Here is a 17,954-nt window from a genome sequence, read left to right on the forward strand (position 1 = left end):
CAGGGCCTATTCACGTCTTGCATGTCGACATGTCACTACAGCGTGTTGCCGACATGTGACATTCTTCCGGCAGCGCGTTTGCCGTGGCTTCGGCTCCGGTATTCAGGTGAAGGCTGAACTCCTCACCAGGGGAGGCTCGCCAGACCGTCCCGCGACCCAGAGGGGGTGGCATGTCCGCAGAACAGGGCAGCTCGAAGGTGCTCACGCTCACGAAGAGCGATTCCGCGCCCGCCGACGCCGTGCTTGACCAGGCTCCAGTGCTGGAGGCTCGCGAGGCCCCGGCCCTCCCGAGCACGGAGAGCATCGACACCCGCACCCTGTCCCGCTCCCTGTTCCTGCGGCTCGCCGCACTCGACGAGAACAGCCCCGAGCGCGCCTACGTCCGGGACACCCTCATCGAACTCAACCTCCCGCTCGTGCGGTACGCGGCGGCGCGCTTCCGCTCCCGCAACGAGCCGATGGAGGACATCGTCCAGGTCGGCACGATCGGCCTGATCAAGGCGATCGACCGCTTCGACTGCGAGCGGGGCGTGGAGTTCCCGACGTTCGCGATGCCGACGGTCGTCGGCGAGATCAAGCGCTTCTTCCGCGACACCTCGTGGTCGGTGCGCGTCCCGCGCCGACTGCAGGAGCTGCGCCTGGCCCTCACCAAGGCCAGCGACGAGCTGTCGCAGAAGCTCGACCGCTCTCCGACCGTCCCCGAACTCGCCGCCGTGCTCGGCGTCTCCGAGGAGGACGTGGTCGACGGCCTCGCGGTCGGCAACGCGTACACGGCCTCCTCCCTCGACTCCCCGGCCCCCGAGGACGACGGCGGCGAGGGCTCCCTCGCCGACCGCCTCGGCTACGAGGACACCGCGCTGGAGGGCGTCGAGTACCGCGAGTCCCTCAAGCCCCTGCTGGCCAAACTCCCGCCCCGCGAGCGGCAGATCATCATGCTCCGCTTCTTCGCCAACATGACCCAGTCGCAGATCGGCGAGGAGGTCGGCATCTCGCAGATGCACGTCTCCCGCCTGCTGACCCGCACGCTGGCGACGCTGCGCGAGGGGCTCATCTCCGACTGAGCGAAGCTCCGCCCGGGGGTTCCTATTTGACGGAGCGTCAGCCACCATGGCGCGATGCTTCGTGGAACTCCTCGGCCGACATGGACACATGGCCGTCGAGGCGCCCTGATCGGCGCGTCGGCGGCCGTCGTCTGCCTGGGCGCCGCGCTCGCCGCGTGCGGTGGCGGTGGCGCGGGCGGCGGATATGTCGCGGTGGGTGCGGCGGGCGGTACACCTCAGGCTTCCGGTACGGCGGTGAAGCCGACGGGCAGGGTGACGCTGGTGCCGCTCGACGGGGACCGGAACGAGGAGAGCGGGGGTGCCGGCTCGGGCAACTCCACCGCGGGGAACGGCGGTACGGCGAGTGGCGGTACGGGGAACGGCCGGGAGGACCCGGGCGACGCGGGTGACAGCCCGGGCGCCTCGACCGCGGCCCCTACGGCAGGCGGCGCCACGTCCCCTCGTACGGCCTCGGGTTCACCGCCCGCGGCCCCGGCCCCGACGCCAAGTTCCTCGGCGCCCGCCGGCCCCGCGGACCTGAGCTGGGGCGAACCGGTGCGCAAGCCCACGGACCAGCGGTGGTGCGAGGACGTGAGCCTCGCCTTCACCAACTCCGGGGGAACCGCGGCCCGTTCCGGTTCGGTGACCTTCGGGACGCACGTCATCGGCGCGCTCGGCATCGACTGGGGGACGGTCGAGTCGGCCGTGAAGCTTCCGGCGCCGGTCGGTGCCGGGGCGCGGAAGAAGAAGACCTGGACGGTGTGCGTCGACGCCTGGCGTGTGCCGCTCGGCATGCACATCGAGACGCGGGACGTCGCCGTCCAGTGGAAGTAGCGAGTAGCGGTTCGCCGTTACATCAGCGCGAGCCAGGCGACGGCCGCCACGACCGCGACCGCGGCGACGATGCCGACGATCAGGCCGATACGGGGGCCGGCCGGGGCGGGCGCCTGCTGCTGACGGCGGCCCTGCGGGCCCTCGTCGACGAACGCACGGAACATCTGGGTGCTGCCTGCGGGGTCGTGGTTGCCCTGGGGGCCCTGGGGGTTAGCCATAGCCCGAGACCCTAGCGAATCAGTGGTTGTGGCCCAAGTGGGGGGCTGCTCACGGTGGCAGGGCAAGGGCAGCGGCCCTCACCTGCGTATTTACGTTCGCAATACTTGCCTTTGCCAAGTTTTTATCCTCCACCCAGGCCATTTTGTTTGCCTGCAGCAACCAACAACTTCTATGGTTGCCCCAAGCAACGAATGCGGGAGGTGTGATGGCCGAGCAGGCGCAGTACGAGGAGCTGGTACGTCAGTTCAGCGCCTTCGGTGCCGTGAAACGGGAGCTCGGACGGATCCTGCCGTCCGACTGCCCGAGCGGCAGCGCTGCCGTACTGACGCTGCTGGGCCGCCACGGCGACATGCGCATGAGCAGGCTCGCGGAGCTGCTCGCGGTGGACATGTCGGTCACCAGCCGCCATGTCGCGCACCTCGCCGAGCGCGGCTGGATCGACCGCTCCGCCGACCCGGCGGACAAGCGGTCCCGGATCCTGCACCTCACCCCCACGGGCCTGGCCCGACTGGAGGCGCTGTCCGAGCGGACCACACAGCTGCTCGCCGACCGGCTGAGCGACTGGAGCGACGACGAAGTCTCCCAGCTCACCCGGCTCATGGCCCGCCTGCGCGCCAGCTTCGACGACAGCCGCGCCCTGCCGCCCCGGCTCCCGCCGCCCGCACTCGAACTCGAACCGACCACCCGTACACCCGCAAGCACCTAAGAGAAGGAAGCCCATGGCAACGACCACACCAGCCGGTGTGCGGGCTCATGCCAAGCACGGGGGAGGCTCCGCCGAGGACGCCCCGATGACGCACCGGCAGATCATGGAGGCCATCTCCGGTCTGCTGCTCGGCATGTTCGTGGCGATCCTGTCCTCCACGATCGTCACCAACGCCCTGCCGCACATCATCAGCGACCTCGGCGGCGGCCAGTCCGCCTACACCTGGGTCGTGACCGCCGCCCTGCTGTCGATGACCGCGACCACCCCCCTGTGGGGCAAGCTCGCCGACCTGTACAGCAAGAAGGCGCTCGTCCAGATAGCCCTGGTCATCTACGTCCTCGGGTCCGCCGCCGCGGGTCTCTCGCAGAACGCCGGCATGCTGATCGCCTGCCGTGTCGTCCAGGGCATCGGCGTCGGCGGTCTGTCCGCCCTCGCCCAGATCGTCATGGCGGCGATGATCTCCCCGCGTGAGCGCGGCCGTTACTCCGGCTACCTCGGCGCGACCTTCGCCGTCGCCACCGTCGGCGGCCCGCTGCTCGGCGGTGTCATCACCGACACCTCGTGGCTCGGCTGGCGCTGGTGCTTCTACGTCGGCGTCCCCTTCGCCGTCCTCGCCCTGATCGTGCTGCAGAAGACCCTGCACCTGCCCGTCGTGAAGCGGGACGTGAAGGTCGACTGGGCCGGCGCGTTCTTCGTCGCCGCGGCGGTCTCGCTGCTGCTGGTCTGGGTCACCTTCGCCGGTGACAAGTACGACTGGGTGTCCTGGCAGACGTACGCGATGGTCGGCGGCTCGATCCTGCTCGGCCTGGTCTTCGTGCTCGTGGAGTCCAAGGCGAGCGAGCCGATCATCCCGCTGCGGCTGTTCCGCAACCGCACCATCACCCTCGCGTCGCTGGCCTCGCTGTTCGTCGGTGTCGCGATGTTCACCGGCACGGTCTTCTTCAGCCAGTACTTCCAGCTGGCCCGCGACAAGTCCCCGACGATGTCGGGTGTGATGACCATCCCGATGATCGGCGGGCTGTTCGTCTCCTCCACCGTCTCCGGGCAGTTCATCACCCGCACCGGCCGCTGGAAGGCATGGCTGGTCAGTGGTGGCGTGCTGGTGACGGCCGGCCTGGGTCTGCTCGGCACCATCCGGTACGACACGGACTACTGGAAGATGGCCGGCTTCATGGCCCTGCTGGGTCTCGGCATCGGCATGATGATGCAGAACCTGGTGCTGTGCACGCAGAACCAGGTCGACCCGAGCGACCTCGGCGCGGCCAGCTCCACGGTCACCTTCTTCCGCTCCCTCGGCGGTGCGGTCGGCGTGTCCGCGCTCGGCGCGGTGATGGCCCACCGGATCACGCACTACGTCACGGACGGCATCGCCGCCCTCGACCCCAAGTACCGGGCGGCGCTGGCCGGTTCCGGCTCCTCCACCGACAGCATCCCGGACCTGGGCAAGCTCCCGGCTCCGATACGCACCCTCATGGAGAGCGCCTACGGTCACGGCATCGCCGACGTCTTCCTGATCGCCGGCTGCCTCGCGGCCGTCGCGCTCCTGGTCACCCTGTTCATCAAGGAGGTTCCGCTGAAGACGAAGGGCGCCCTGGCGCAGGCCGCTGCCGCGGACCAGACCCCGGCCGAGCCGCAGACCGAGTCGGCCGTCGCCGGCGTCCCGGCGCCGGCTGCCGCCGCCGAGCACGTCCCGAGCTGGGCCGTGTCCGACACCGAGACCGCCGCCGACGGCACCCAGCGGCTCGCCGCCGTGGCCACCATCGCCCGGTCCGAGGAGTCGGCCGGGGCCGGGGGCACCCCGGTGCGCGGCTTCGTCCGCGGGGCCGAGAGCGCACCCGTGCCGCAGGCCGCCGTCACGCTGATCTCACTGGCGGGACGGCAGCTGGGCCGGTCGGTCGCCCAGGCCGACGGCTCCTACGCCGTGGACGCGCCGGGCACGGGCTCGTACGTCCTGATCGCCTCCGCCGACGGCTTCCAGCCGCAGGCGTCCACGGTCGTGGTGAACGGTGAGCCGGTGTCGTACGACATCCTGCTCAGCGGCACCAGCGGGCTGAGCGGTGTGGTGCGGTCCGCCGAGACCACCCTGCCCGTCAAGGACGCGATGGTCGTCGTGACCGATGTGCGCGGGGACCTGCTGGCCACCGCCGTCACCGGTGAGCAGGGCGAGTTCTCCCTGGCCGAGCTGGTGCCGGGTGCCGTGACCGTCGCGGTGAACGCCGCCGGGTACCGGCCGCGCGCCCTGCCCGTCGAGGTGGGCGGCACCGGCGTCACCCGGATCGAGGTCGACCTCGACTCGGGCGCCCAGCTCCAGGGCGTCATACGCGCCCCGCACGGTCCCCTGGCCGACGCCCGCGTGACGCTGGTGGACGCGGCGGGCAACGTGGTCGGCACGGCCACGACCGGCACGGACGGGGCGTACGCCTTCACCGACCTGAACGGCGGTGAGTACACGGTCATCGCGACGGGCTACCCGCCGGTGGCGACGGCCCTGACCGTGAACGGTCGCGGGGTCGACGACCACGACATCGAACTCGCCCACCCCGGCGAGTAGTTCACACCCCGGCCCGTGGCGGACGGCGCGCGCTCCGAGCGGAGGTGCGCGCCCGGTGCCACGGGCCGGTTTCTTCGAGACCGGTTGCACTGCAGGGAGAGAACGGGATGGGACTGACCGCGAGGATCCGCACCAGGGACGGATGGGCCGTGTCGCACGCGGTCGTCACGGTGACCGACATGACGGGCACGCAGGTGCTGCGTGCCGAGGCGGACACCGAGGGCGCCGTACGCGACGCCACCGAGCTCGCCCCGGGGCCGTACACCGTCATCGTCACGGCCGTCGGATACGCGCCCGTCGCCTCCACCGCGCTGGTCACCGCGAGCGGGCGGGCCGAGGTCGGGGCGGTGACGCTGGCCCGTAAGGGCGGCACCGAGCTGCCGCCGCCCGGGCCGTGGACGATCGACCCCGCGCACTCCTCGGTGGGCGCCCTCGCCCAGCACCTGGGGATCTCCAGCGTGCACGGACGGTTCACGGACTTCACCGGGCGCGTCGAGATCGCCCCGGACGAGGTGGAGAAGTCGCGAGTGGAGGCGGTGATCCGGGCGACGTCCATCGACACGGGCAACGGCATGCGCGACGGCCATCTGCGCTCGCCGGACTTCCTGGACGTCGAGAAGTACCCGGAGATCACCTACCGGTCCACGGGCCTCACGGCGGCGGGGAGCGACCGCTGGACGGTGCACGGGGAGCTGACCCTGCACGGGGTCGTGCGGCCGGTGGACCTGGACCTGGCGTACCTGGGGACCGGCGCCGACCCCTGGGGCGGAACCCGGGCGGCCTTCCGCGCCACCACCGAACTGCGGCGCGAGGACTTCGCCATGAACTACAACCAGGTCGTGCAGGCGGGGATCGCCGCCATCGGTACGACACTGAAGGTGGAACTGGACATCCAGGCGGTGCAGGGCGAGTCGCTGCCGCAGGCGTAGGCCCAGCAGGGTCACGTGCGTGGGGCGGCCCTGGCCCTAGGCTGGCGCCATGGCACCGAACATCGCGACCAACACCCGCGTCTCCCTCGACGAGCTGCTGGACTTCGTACGACCGCGGCACCGCGCGATCCTGCTGACGCGCAGGACCGACGGGAGCGCTCAGGCCTCGCCGCTGACCTGCGGGGTCGACGATGCGGGGCGGATCGTCGTCTCGACGTACCCCGAGCGTGCGAAGACGCGTAACGCCAAGCGGGACGAGCGGGTGAGCCTCGTCGTGCTCAGTGACGACTGGAACGGGCCGTGGGTCCAGATCGACGGGACCGCCGAGGTCATCGACTCGCCCGAGTCCGTCGAGCCGCTCGTGGAGTACTTCCGGAACATCTCCGGTGAACACCCGGACTGGGACGAGTACCGGGAGGCGATGGTGAAGCAGGGGAAGTCGATCATCAGGGTCACCCCGCAGAAGTGGGGCCCGGTGGCCACCGGCGGGTTCCCGGCACGGCCGGCCTCCGACAACTAGACACCTGGTCACCTGGTCACCCAGCGGCCCTCGACGGACCGAGTGCAGCGCAGCGGTCATCAGGGTCACGCCGCAGACGTGGGGGCCCGTGGCCGGCGGCGGCTTCCGGCGAGGCCGGCCCCCGCGCAGTGATCAGCTCCGGGCCACCATCGCCTCGATACCCGCCACCAGCAGGTCCAGGGCGAAGGAGAAGTCCCGCTCCCGCATCTCCTGCACCGTGTCACCGCCGCGGGCCTCCATGACGTCGGCGGACGCGTGGATGACCGCGGCGGCCTCGGGTGCCCGGGTCACCGCGCTCATGGCGTGCTGGAAGTACTCGTCCTGGCTCATGCCCGCTGCCGCGCACCGGGCGATGAAGTGGCCCTCGATGGTGCCGTAGCCGTACACGAACTGGAAGACGGCCGAGAGGGCACCCGACAGACCGTGCACAGGCAGGCCCGTGTTGCGGACGATCCGCTGGACGACGAGGGAGAAGGCCAGCGAGTTCGGGCCGATGTTGAGGAAGGTACCGGCCAGCGGGGACAGCCAGGGGTGGCGGACCAGGAGGGTGCGGTACTCGCGGGCCAGGGCGCGCAGCTGGTCCCGCCAGTCCTCGTCGCCGTCCGGATCCGGCAGGGTCAGTTCCCCGAAGGCCGCGTCCAGGGCGAGCTCCAGGAGATCGTCCTTGGTGTCGACGTACCAGTAGACGGACATCGCGGTGACCTTCAGCTCGGCGGCCAGCCGGCGCATGGAGAACTTGGCGAGCCCCTCCGCGTCCAGGAGGCGGACGGTCACCTCGGTGATCCGGTCGCGGTCGAGACCCGACGGCTGACCGCCACGACCGCCCCGGCGGACCTTGCCCTCCAGCCACACGCTGGTCCGCGCCGCACGCTCGGCTGCCCTCACCATTGGCGCACCTTCCTCGACTTCGGTCATTGATCAAGATGCTAGGTGGCAGCTTCCCTGCCATCAGCTACCGGGCGACCGCCATCTCCGAGTCTGCCCGCTCCGCCCTGCGCAACAACGCAGCCGCCAACAACCCGCCGAGCAGCACGGCCAGCGCCCCCACCAACAGGCTGGTCCCCAGCCCGGCGGAGAAGGCGTCGCTGATACGTCCCTTTTCCCGCGCCGACCCCGCGGCCGCAAGGGCTTCGGGCAACGAGGTCGCCCCGACGGAAATCCCCGCCGCGAACCGGGAGTTGAGCACCGCCCCGAGCACGGCCACCCCAAGACCGTTGCCGAACTCGGCCACCGTCCCGTTGACCCCGGCCCCGCTTCCCGCCTTCTCCACCGGAATCGCGCTCATGATCGCGTGCGCCATGGCGGGGCTCGCGACCGCGCCGCCGGCGCCGATGAGCAGCAGGCCGAGCAGGGTTCCCGGATAGCCCTGGTCGGCCAGCGTGGCGATGGCGACCAGGCCCGCCGACATCAGCACCATGCCCAGGCCGATCGCGACGGGCGTGCCGAGCTTCGCCGTCCACCTCGCCGACAGGCCGGTGAAGTTGAGGGCGACGATGGTGAGCGCGAGCGGCGCGGTGCGCAGGCCCGCCTCCAGGGGGCCGTAGCCGAGGACGAACTGCAGGTGCTGGGTGAGCAGGAACAGCGAGCCGCCCATGCCGAAGGCGATGAGCACCGCGCCGGCGACGGCGCCCGTGAACCGGCGGTTGCTGAAGAAGTGCAGGTCGAGCATGGGGTACGGGATCCTGCTCTCCCAGTAGGCGAACAGGGAGAGCACGACCAGCGTCACCGCCGCGCTCAGCAGCACCCGCCCCGACGTCCAGCCGTGCGACGGGCCCGAGATGATCGCGAAGACCAGCGAGCTCATGCCGATCGTGGACAGCAGTGCCCCGAGCAGGTCGGGGCGGTCACCCCGAGGGTTTTTCGACTCGGGGACCAGCGCGGCGACCGCCACCAGGCCCAGCGCCGCCACCGGCAGGTTGATCAGGAAGATCGCGCCCCACCAGAAGTGGTTCAGCATGAAGCCGCCGAGCAGCGGGCCGACCGCGAAGCCGAGGGAGTTGACGGCGGCCCAGATGCCGATCGCCTTCGGCTGCTCCTCGGGCGTGAAGATCTGCATCGCCACCGCGAGCGTGGTCGTCATCAGCAGCGCGCCGCCGACGCCCATGCCGGCGCGTGCGGCGATCAGTTGGCCCGTGGATCCGGCCAGTCCCGCCACCAGGGAGCCGGTGCCGAACAGGGCCAGCCCCGCCACCAGCATCTTCTTACGGCCGTAGCGGTCGGCCGCGCTGCCCGCAGTGAGCAGCAGGCCGGACTGGACGAGGGAGTACGCGTTGATCATCCACTGAATGTCGGACGTGGCCGCGCCCAGCTCCCTGGTGAGGGAGGGGATCGCCACGTTCAGGACGGTGTTGTCGAGCAGCACGGTGAGCTGCGCCAGACAGATGACACCGAGGATCAGCCAGCGCTGGGGGTGGCCCCGGGACGTAGTAGACGGCGTGGATGACGTGGATGACGTGGATGACGTAGACATGTTGTACACCGTATAGCTGCCAGCTATACGGTGTACAACAAGTTTCTCGCCAGCTGTTCAGTCGCTCAGTTGCTCGCCTTCTGCGTCAGGTCGTAGAAGGTGGACGAACCGACCGTCACCTTCTTGAAGTTCTTCTCGACCCACGAGGTGATCTGCGAGGACGTGCCGTTGCTGCTGCCGTTGCCGCCCATACCGCCGCCGCTGCCGGACGAGATGAAGTAGTGGATCCTGCCGTCCGCCACGTACTTCCTGAACTGGGCCGGCGTGGGGGACGGGTCGGTGCCGTTGAAGCCGCCGATCGCCATCACCGGGTCGCCGGTGGTGAGCTGGTAGCTCGCCGCGTTCTGCGCGCCGATGGCCGCCGCGACCCAGGTGTACTCGGACGAGTCCGTCTCCAGCAGCTTCTTGGCCTGGGAGGAGACGCTCGCACCGTTCAGCAGGCCGCCCACGCCACCGCCGCCGCCCATGCCGTTGCCCTTCTGCCGGCTCTGGCTGTTGCCGTTCCGGCCCGGCATACCGCCGCCGGGGAAGCCGTTGCCCTGCTGGTTCCGGCCCTGGTTCTGGCCCTGTCCCTGTCCCTGGGTGTTGCCGTTGCCGTTGCCGTTGTGCCGGTTCTGGCCCGGCATGCCGCCGTTGCCGCCACCGAAGCCGCCCCGGCCGCCGCCACCCGGCCCGCCCATCTTGCTCGCGCCCGCCGGACCGGCGGTCGGGATGGAGCCGGTGTGCGCGGAGTCGACCGTGCTCAGTGTGTACGCCGTGGGACCGGCCAGCGCCGCCACGATGCTCAGGGCTGCCGCGCCGAGGGCCAGCTGCCGGGTGATGCGGCCCGCGAAGACCAGGCCGAGCGCACCCGCCAGACCGCCGACCAGGACCAGCCACTTCAGCCAGGGCAGGTAGGAGGAGGTGCGGTTGAGCAGGACGTAACCCCAGGCGGAGGCCGCGACGACCGCGCCCGCGAGGGTGATCGACGCCCACATCTCGCGCCGCTTCTCCCACAGGATGCCCGCGCCCATGCCGACCACGGCGGCGATGTAGGGGGCGAGAGCGACCGTGTAGTACTGGTGGAAGATGCCGGCCATGTAGCTGAAGACGATCGCGGTGATCAGCAGCGAGCCGCCCCAGACCAGGAACGAACCGCGGGTCACCGATGTCCGCCCGAGCACGGGGGTCCCCCCGCTCGACCGAAGCCGAGAGTGAGGGAGGGTGGCCACCAGGCCGCCGACGAGCAGGACCAGCGCGGCCGGCAGCAGCCACGAGATCTGGCCGCCGATCTCGGAGTCGAACATCCGGTTCCAGCCGGTCTCGCCCCACATGCCGGTGCCCGTGCCACCGCCACCGCCACCGACGCTGCCGGTCTCGTCACCGCTCAGGCGGCCGAGGCCGTTGTAGCCGAAGGTCAGCTCCAGGAAGGAGTTGTTCTGCGAGCCGCCGATGTACGGGCGGGAGGACGCGGGCCACAGCTCGACGATCGCGACCCACCAGCCGCCCGCGACGACCAGCGCGACCGTCGCCGCCGCCAACTGCCCGAACCGCTTCTTCAGCGACACCGGGGCGCACACCGCGTACGCGACGGCCAGCGACGGGAGGATCAGAAAGGCCTGCAGGGTCTTGCCGAGGAAGGCGAAACCGATCGCCACGCCGGCCCACACCAGCCACTTCGTACGGCCGTCCTCGATGGCGCGGACCACGAGGCAGCAGGCGACCGACATGAGCAGCGCCAGCATCGCGTCCGGGTTGTTGAACCGGAACATCAGCGCGGCGACGGGGGTGAGCGCGAGCACGGCGCCCGCGATCAGGCCGGCCGCGGGGCTGAACCGGCGTCGTACGGAGGCGTGGACGACCGCGACCGTGCCGACGCCCATGAGGACCTCGGGGGTGAGGATCGCCCACGAGTTCAGACCGAAGAGGCGGACCGAGATCTCCATCGGCCACAGGAACGCCGAGGGCTTGTCGACGGTGATCGCGTTGGCCGCGTCCAGCGACCCGAAGAACATCGCCTTCCAGGATCTGCTGCCCGCCTGGACGGCCGCCGAGTAGAAGGAGTTGGAGTAGCCGGAGGCGCTCAGGTTGTGGAGGTAGAGCAGGGCGGTCGCCAGGAGCAGGCCCCAGAACGCGGGGCGCGCCCAGCGGGGGTCCTCGGGGCGCCCGCGCCACAGTCTGCGCACGAAGGGCTGCTGGGGCTCACCCGCCTGGGGAGCCGTCGGGGCCACCGGCTCCGGTACCGCCGTGGTCACGGATGCCGGCCCCCAGGACGAGGGGCCCCGGTCCCCCTCCGGATGGGGCGACTGGTCGTAGTGGGTGGTCATCGGGAGTCCCTCGGATCGTTGTCGGTCGGGCGCACCGGCTGCAGATGCACGGTGGCGTCCTCCCAGCTGCGGTCCGCGACTTCGCCGGCGCGGAACGGGTTCGTCCGGTAGCTCTGCTGCACGGTCGACTGCGTGGCCGCCGGGCGCTGCGGAAGCGGAGGCTGCGGAAGCGGAGGCTGCAGAGGCGGGGGCTGCGACCCGTACGTCTGCTGCGGGTACTGCTGGTGCTGCGGGTTCGCGGCCATGGCGTACGTCGGCGAGGACGGGTTGTGCGAGGCCACGACGGTGGACTGCCCGCCGTCGTGCCGGTCGGGGAAGACCCACGCGCGGAAGAGCAGAAAGCGCAGCACCGTCGCCGCGAGGTTGGCGGCGACGAGGACCGCCAGCTCGGTGGAGTGCCCGGGGTCGGACGTCGCCGCGTTCAGGGCGGCGAGCGAGCCGCTGGTCAGGGCGAGGCCGATGCCGAACACGACCAGGCCCTGCGCCTGGTGCCGGACGGCGCCGCCGTTGCCGCGTACCCCGAAGGTGAGGCGCCGGTTGGCCGCCGTATTGGCGACAGCGGAGACCAGCAGGGCCAGCGCGTTGGCGACCTGCGAGCCGCCGAGCTGCCGGAAGAGGCTGTAGAGGACGAGATAGAACAGGGTCGACAGTCCGCCGACGACACAGAACCCGACGAGCTGGCGGGCCAGCCCCTTCGGTACGTCCTGGATCTCGCGGTCGCGCGGGTCGTCCCCGAACGGCCGGGTGATCCGGTCCAGCGGCAGCGACCCGGTGGCCAGGGCCTTGCCCACGCGCCACACACCCTTGAGGTCCTCGGTCGCCGTCTTCACGATGTGGACGGTGGAGTCCGGGTCGTCGACCCAGTCGACGGGCACTTCGTGGATACGGAGCCCCGCGCGCTCGGCGATGACCAGCATCTCGGTGTCGAAGAACCAGCCGGTGTCCTCGACCATCGGCAGCAGCACCAGTGCGACGTCACGCCGTATCGCCTTGAAGCCGCACTGCGCGTCGGAGAAGCGGGCCTGCAGCGAGCCGCGCAGGATGAGGTTGTAGGCCCGGCTGATGAACTCCCGCTTGGGACCGCGTACGACGCGGGAGGAGCGGGCCAGCCGGGAGCCGATCGCCAGGTCCGAGTGACCCGAGATCAGCGGCGCCACCAGCGGCAGCAGCGCGTTGAGGTCGGTGGAGAGGTCCACGTCCATGTAGGCGAGGATCGGCGCCTGGGAAGCGGACCACACCGTCCGCAGGGCCCGGCCCCGGCCCTTCTGCTCCAGTCGGAAGTGGGAGACCTCGGGGATCTCCTCCTCCAGCCGTGCCGCCACCAGCGGGGTGGTGTCGGTCGACGCGTTGTCCGCGATCGTGATGCGGAAGGCGTACGGGAACGTGCGCTTGAGGTGGTCATGCAGTCTCAGCACACACGGCTGGAGGTCCTTCTCCTCGTTGTGGACGGGGATCACCACGTCCAGGACAGGCGTACCGGCGTCGCCGGCCGGGAGGTGCTTCCGCGCCGGCAGAGAGCCGGGAGAAGAGTCGGTTCGCATGGCACCGACTCTGGTCAAGTGCCCTGTTGCACCCGTGTGTTGGCGCTGTGGTCTGCCTGTGAGTGCGATTGCCGATGCGTTTCGGGCGCCGGGCGGGGCAGGGCCGGGGCAGACGCCGGCACATGCACGGTGAACACGGTGCGCCCCGGAACGCTGTCCACCGTCACGGCACCGCCGTGCGCGGTCGCGACGGCCTGCACGATCGCAAGCCCGAGGCCTGTCGAGCCGGAGGCACGGGAACGCGAGGAGTCTCCGCGCGCGAACCGCTCGAAGACGTGCGGGAGCAACTCCGGTGGAATTCCCTGTCCGTTGTCCTCGACGTCCACGCACATCCAGGGGCCGCGCCGCTGGATGCGTGCGGTGATGGTCGTGCCGGGGGCGGTGTGCTTGCGTGCGTTGCCCAGCAGATTGACCAGCACCTGCTGGATCCGGGCCGCGTCCGCGGACACGAGGGCCGGTTCGTCGGGCAGGTCGAGCCGCCAGTTGTGGTCCATGCCGGCCGCGCGGGAGTCGCTGATCGTGTCGACGACCAGCGGGATGAGGTCGGTCTGCTCGAACTGCAACGGCCGTCCGGCGTCCAACCGGGCCAGGAGGAGGAGGTCTTCGACAAGCAACGTCATCCGGCCCGCCTCGGACTCGATACGGCCGAGGGCGTGGCGCGTGTCCGGGCCGACCTGCTCTCTGCCGCGTCTGGTCAGCTCGGCGTACCCGCGGATGGACGCCAGCGGTGTCCTCAGCTCATGACTGGCGTCGGCCACGAACTGCCGTACCCGCGTCTCGCTCTGCTGACGTGAGTGCAGCGCGCCGTGGACATGGTCCAGCATCCGGTTGAGCGCGGCCCCGACCTGCCCGACCTCGGTGTGCGGATCGGTCTCGGACTCGGGGACGCGTTCGGAGAGGTTCACCTCGCCGGTGTGGAGGGGGAGTTCGGAGACACGGGTCGCGGTGGCGGCGACACGGCGGAGGGGGCGGGTGGCTACGCCCACGAGGACGTAGCCGGCGATCACGGCCGCGCCCAGGCCGGCGACGGTGACGCTTACCTCCACCAGGATGAGGGTGTCGATGGTGCTGTCGGGGACCTTGGTGGGGACGGCGACGTAGTAGCTGCCGTTCTCACCGGTGACGTACTTGGCGACGTACTTGCCCAGTCCACTGATCTCCACGGTGTGGATCCTGCCGTCCTGGAGGACGGTGTTGAGCGAGGTACGGGCCGCCTCGCTGAGGGAGTTGGGGACCATCCCGCTGAGGTCGGTGCTCTCGTCCGATCTCTCGCCGTACTTGGCGTCGGTGATGTGCCCTTTGTGGACCTTGGCTATGACGGTGCGCTCCGGCGGGCCGTGTGTGACGAACTCCGTCAGGTCGAGGGCCTGCGCGTTGTCCTTCCCGGCCGAGTTCCTGCTGCCGGAGGCCGCGTTCCCTCTGTCAGGGGCCGAGTTCCTGCTGCCGGGAGCCGAGCTCTTGCCGTCGAGGGCGCCGCCGAGCGGTCCGCCAAAGCCTGCCGCCCGCCCGGAGACCTGATTCAGCTGTTCGTTCAGCTGGCCGTACAGATGAGACCGCAACGCCAACGTCGTCACCGTCCCGATCACCGCACACACGGTGGCGATCAGCACCACGGAAGCGACGACGAGCCGCGCCCGCAGAGTGCGCGGCTGTCCTGCTCGTCGCTTCTGCGTACGCGGGCGTCGCCGTCCGCTCATGACGCGGCAGGCTTGATCAGGTAACCGGCGCCGCGCCGGGTGTGGATCATCGGCTCACGGCCGGCGTCGATCTTCCGGCGCAGATAGGAGATGTAGAGCTCGACCACATTGGCCTGCCCACCGAAGTCGTACGACCACACACGGTCGAGGATCTGCGCCTTGCTGAGCACGCGCCGCGGGTTGCGCATCAGGAAGCGCAGCAGCTCGAACTCGGTGGCGGTGAGGTGGATGCCCTCGCCGGCCCGCGACACCTCGTGGCTGTCCTCGTCGAGGGTGAGGTCACCGACGACGAGCACGGAGTCGGAGCGCCGGTCGGCGGCACCGGACCGGCGGATCAGCCCGCGCAGCCGGGCGACGACCTCTTCGAGGCTGAACGGCTTGGTGACATAGTCGTCGCCACCGGCGGTCAGGCCCGCGATCCGGTCCTCGACCGCGTCCTTGGCGGTGAGGAAGAGGACGGGGACGTCCGGGAGCTCACGGCGCATGCGCCCCAGTACCGAGAGGCCGTCCATGTCGGGCAGCATCATGTCCAGGACAACGGCGTCGGGCCGGAACTCGCGTGCGGTCTGGATGGCACCCGTGCCATCCCCCGCACTGCGGATCTGCCAGCCCTCATAGCGAAGGGCCATGGACAGCAGCTCAGTGATCGACACCTCGTCGTCCACCACAAGCACTCGGACGGGGCACCCGTCCGGCCTCAGCAGTTCGGTGCGCCCCTGGGGCGAGGTCGTGGTCATGGTGGAAACACTGTCGGGATCCTCTGAGAGCACGCTTTCCACAGCCTGTGATTTCCCTGAGAAACGCACAGGAGCCTCTCAGGGAACCCCTGGGAAGCGCTCGTCCGGGCGCATCCGCGCGGGTCGGGCGTCATCGTGCGCAGGTCGGGCCGTCATCGTGCGGAGCGGAGCGGGGGGGGCGAGGTGCGGTGGGGGCGGGTGCGGGGCGAGGTGCGGTGGGGGCGGGTGCGGGGCGAGGTGCGGTGGGGGCGGGTGCGGTGGGGGCGGGTGCGGTGCGGTGATCAGGGCGTAAGCGCTGCCGGTGGGGAGCCTGGGTGCCCGGGGTGCCGGGGAGCCCGGGTGCCCGGGGTGCCCGGGTGAGGCGTCCCCCTGGTCTCACAGCCCGAACAGCCGCGCGCCGTTGTCATGGCAGACGGCCCGCAGCCACTCCTCCCCGAGGCCCAGCCGCTCCAGGGCGTGCAACTGATGGACGTACGGATACGGGATGTTGGGAAAGTCGCTGCCCAGCAGGATCCGGTCACCGAGGTCGGCCAGCCGGGGCAGCGCCCGCCGCGGGAACGGCGCGAAACGCTCGCCGAAGTCGGTGAACGCCATCGTCGTGTCCAGCCGCACCTCCCCGTACCGCTCGGCGAGGTCCAGGAAGTCCTCGTACTCGGGCATCCCCATGTGGGCGACGACCAGCCGGAGTTGCGGATGCCGGGCCAGTACGCGCGCGATCGGCTCGGGCCCGGTGTGCTTGCCGGGCGCGGGCCCGGAACCGCAGTGGACGACGACCGGTGTCCCGGCCTCGGCGAGCAATCCCCATGCGGAGTCGAGGAGTTCGCTCGCCGGGTCGTACGCCCCCACCTGCACATGCGCCTTGAACACCCGCGCGCCCGCCTCGATCGCCTCCCGGACATAGGCCTCGACGCCCGGCTCCGGGAAGAGGGTCGAGGTGTGCAGGCAGTCGGGTGTGCGACGGGCGAAGTCGACCGCCCAGCCGTTGAGCCACTGGGCCATGCCGGGCTTGTGCGGGTAGAGCATGGCGGTGAAGCGACGCACGCCGAACTCCCGGATCAGCGCGACCCGTTCGTCCTCCTCCTTGCGGTAGGTGATCGGCCATTCGACGCCACCGGTCAGCGAGCCGAGCGAGTCGAAGTAGCCCCAGACCTTGCGCAGCACGCGCTCCGGCATGAAGTGCGTGTGCACATCGACGAGCCCCGGCACCCCGAGCCGCTCCCAGAACCCCCGGACCTCCGCTGTCTCCGTCATGCGCCCTCTCGAACCGGGATCCAAGGAGGATCCACTCCCTCAGAACAGACCGTCCTGCACTCCTGCAGTCTGGCCGAACTCCCGTACCGGAAGCGTCACTTTGTCCTCGCCCCCGGCCGGGACGATCTCCCACCCTGCCATCAGCCGGGTGTCCAGCACGACCACCCCGCGCCCCGTCGCGAGATGCAGGTCCGGCCCGGCGGCCGCCAGCAGCTCGCCCCCGACCGAGCCGCCCGCGACCAGCTCGCTCACCGCTCCGGCCGCACTCGGCAGCCCTGCCAGCCCGAATGCCCCGACGTGGTCCACGACTTCGCACGTCTCCCGCGCCAGCGACTCCGGCCACTCGGCCAGCTCCACGGCCCGCGCATGCAGCGCCTCGATCTCGGCCGCCCGCTCCGCCTCCGACACCGGCAACCGGGACCGCACCGCCCGCTTCTCCGCGTACGGAATCCGGTCAGGCACCCGGAGCGCGGCGCGCAGCATCTCCTCGGTGCGCCGGGCCGCCATCAGCGGTCCCAGGCCCAGCCAGCCGAAGCACACGGCGCCCTGCTCAAGCAGCCGCGCCGAGCCCCGCTCCTCGGCCGTGATCCCGACCTTGACCAGGCCGGGACCGAACCACGCCAGATATACGTGGTACGGCCGCGGGTCGTCCGCGATCGTGTCGGCGGCCACGGAGTGCGCCCGGTCCAGCCGCGCACACTCCTCGCACCGCGCCCCCGTGGTCCGCCCCGGCACGACCGCCCGGACCGGACACGCATGTCCCCGCGCTCCCACACACGTCCGCACACCCCCGTCCGCGACCCCGAAGGCCACGCGTTTCCCCCAGGTCAGCGCAGTGCGCCGCCCACCGTCCCACGCCAGCACGGGACCACCCGCCGCCCACCGCAGCCCCGAGCACTTCCATGCCTGTGCCATCGCTCCCGAGAGTAGAGGGCGCCACTGACAACGGGGTATGGCCGTGCGGTTCACCGAGGTCAGCGATGTCGGCGCCGAGGACGTGAGCGACGTCGGCGACCGGATTCACCGGGCGGATTCACCGGCCGCGGCCGGCTCCGGCTCCGCGCCGCCGACCGGGACCACGGCGCCGTACAACCCTGCGCCGTACGCCGCGCTCCACCGGCGGCGGTGTCGGTGTGCCAGGGCTTCGGCGTAG

General features: G+C 70.8%; 15 protein-coding genes. 6 read left to right on the forward strand and 9 right to left on the reverse strand.

The window, feature by feature from the left end; translation table 11 throughout:
- Positions 1 to 170: 170 nt before the first annotated feature.
- Together ACYUED_RS21160 and ACYUED_RS21165 are read left to right on the forward strand one after the other, a co-directional pair.
- Positions 171 to 1,061: an RNA polymerase sigma factor SigF gene (locus ACYUED_RS21160; RefSeq protein WP_491293827.1), complete on the forward strand. Its 891-nt coding sequence runs from the start codon at positions 171 to 173 to the stop codon at positions 1,059 to 1,061.
- A gap of 54 nt (positions 1,062 to 1,115) precedes the next feature.
- Positions 1,116 to 1,874, forward strand: a complete 759-nt coding sequence (locus tag ACYUED_RS21165; RefSeq protein WP_491293828.1) for a hypothetical protein — start codon at positions 1,116 to 1,118, stop codon at positions 1,872 to 1,874.
- A 17-nt stretch (positions 1,875 to 1,891) separates the two neighbouring features.
- Here the strand turns inward: ACYUED_RS21165 and ACYUED_RS21170 are convergent, their stop codons facing one another.
- Positions 1,892 to 2,092: a hypothetical protein gene (locus ACYUED_RS21170; RefSeq protein ID WP_491293829.1), complete on the reverse strand. Its 201-nt coding sequence runs from the start codon at positions 2,090 to 2,092 to the stop codon at positions 1,892 to 1,894.
- 206 nt (positions 2,093 to 2,298) lie between these two features.
- Here ACYUED_RS21170 and ACYUED_RS21175 point away from each other — a divergent pair, with 206 nt between their 5' ends.
- The 4 genes from ACYUED_RS21175 (at position 2,299) to ACYUED_RS21190 (ending at position 6,799) form a co-directional block, all read left to right on the forward strand.
- Positions 2,299 to 2,799 carry a MarR family winged helix-turn-helix transcriptional regulator gene (locus tag ACYUED_RS21175; protein WP_491293830.1) on the forward strand — a complete coding sequence of 167 codons (501 nt, stop codon included), beginning with the start codon at positions 2,299 to 2,301 and terminating at the stop codon, positions 2,797 to 2,799.
- Positions 2,800 to 2,884: 85 nt separating this feature from the next.
- A complete protein-coding gene (locus ACYUED_RS21180) occupies positions 2,885 to 5,350 on the forward strand; it encodes an MFS transporter (protein WP_491294352.1) in 2,466 nt (821 codons plus the stop codon).
- A 107-nt stretch (positions 5,351 to 5,457) separates the two neighbouring features.
- The gene (locus ACYUED_RS21185; RefSeq protein WP_491293831.1) at positions 5,458 to 6,279 is read left to right on the forward strand and encodes a YceI family protein; all 822 of its coding nucleotides are present in this window, start codon (positions 5,458 to 5,460) and stop codon (positions 6,277 to 6,279) included.
- Between the two features lie 49 nt (positions 6,280 to 6,328).
- Complete coding sequence (locus tag ACYUED_RS21190; RefSeq protein ID WP_491293832.1) at positions 6,329 to 6,799, forward strand: PPOX class F420-dependent oxidoreductase; 471 nt, start codon at positions 6,329 to 6,331, stop codon at positions 6,797 to 6,799.
- Positions 6,800 to 6,931: 132 nt separating this feature from the next.
- Here the strand turns inward: ACYUED_RS21190 and ACYUED_RS21195 are convergent, their stop codons facing one another.
- From ACYUED_RS21195 to ACYUED_RS21230, 8 genes are all read right to left on the reverse strand, one after another.
- A complete protein-coding gene (locus tag ACYUED_RS21195) occupies positions 6,932 to 7,687 on the reverse strand; it encodes a TetR/AcrR family transcriptional regulator (RefSeq protein WP_491293833.1) in 756 nt (251 codons plus the stop codon).
- A gap of 64 nt (positions 7,688 to 7,751) precedes the next feature.
- A complete protein-coding gene (locus tag ACYUED_RS21200; RefSeq protein WP_491293834.1) occupies positions 7,752 to 9,278 on the reverse strand; it encodes an MFS transporter in 1,527 nt (508 codons plus the stop codon).
- A 56-nt stretch (positions 9,279 to 9,334) separates the two neighbouring features.
- A complete protein-coding gene (locus ACYUED_RS21205) occupies positions 9,335 to 11,575 on the reverse strand; it encodes an ArnT family glycosyltransferase (protein ID WP_491293835.1) in 2,241 nt (746 codons plus the stop codon).
- Complete coding sequence (locus ACYUED_RS21210; RefSeq protein ID WP_491293836.1) at positions 11,572 to 13,116, reverse strand: bifunctional glycosyltransferase family 2/GtrA family protein; 1,545 nt, start codon at positions 13,114 to 13,116, stop codon at positions 11,572 to 11,574. The genes ACYUED_RS21205 and ACYUED_RS21210 overlap by 4 nt, the downstream gene beginning before the upstream one ends.
- Before the next feature lie 14 nt (positions 13,117 to 13,130).
- Positions 13,131 to 14,813, reverse strand: coding sequence for a sensor histidine kinase (locus ACYUED_RS21215; protein WP_491293837.1), 1,683 nt, complete (start codon positions 14,811 to 14,813; stop codon positions 13,131 to 13,133).
- Positions 14,810 to 15,550: a response regulator transcription factor gene (locus ACYUED_RS21220; protein ID WP_491293838.1), complete on the reverse strand. Its 741-nt coding sequence runs from the start codon at positions 15,548 to 15,550 to the stop codon at positions 14,810 to 14,812. Before ACYUED_RS21220 ends, ACYUED_RS21215 begins: the two co-directional genes overlap by 4 nt.
- Positions 15,551 to 15,925: 375 nt before the next feature.
- Positions 15,926 to 16,801 carry an amidohydrolase family protein gene (locus tag ACYUED_RS21225; RefSeq protein ID WP_491293839.1) on the reverse strand — a complete coding sequence of 292 codons (876 nt, stop codon included), beginning with the start codon at positions 16,799 to 16,801 and terminating at the stop codon, positions 15,926 to 15,928.
- 39 nt (positions 16,802 to 16,840) lie between these two features.
- Positions 16,841 to 17,716: a DUF2797 domain-containing protein gene (locus ACYUED_RS21230; RefSeq protein ID WP_491293840.1), complete on the reverse strand. Its 876-nt coding sequence runs from the start codon at positions 17,714 to 17,716 to the stop codon at positions 16,841 to 16,843.
- Positions 17,717 to 17,954: the final 238 nt, after the last annotated feature.

Source organism: Streptomyces sp. DF42 (assembly GCF_058267695.1).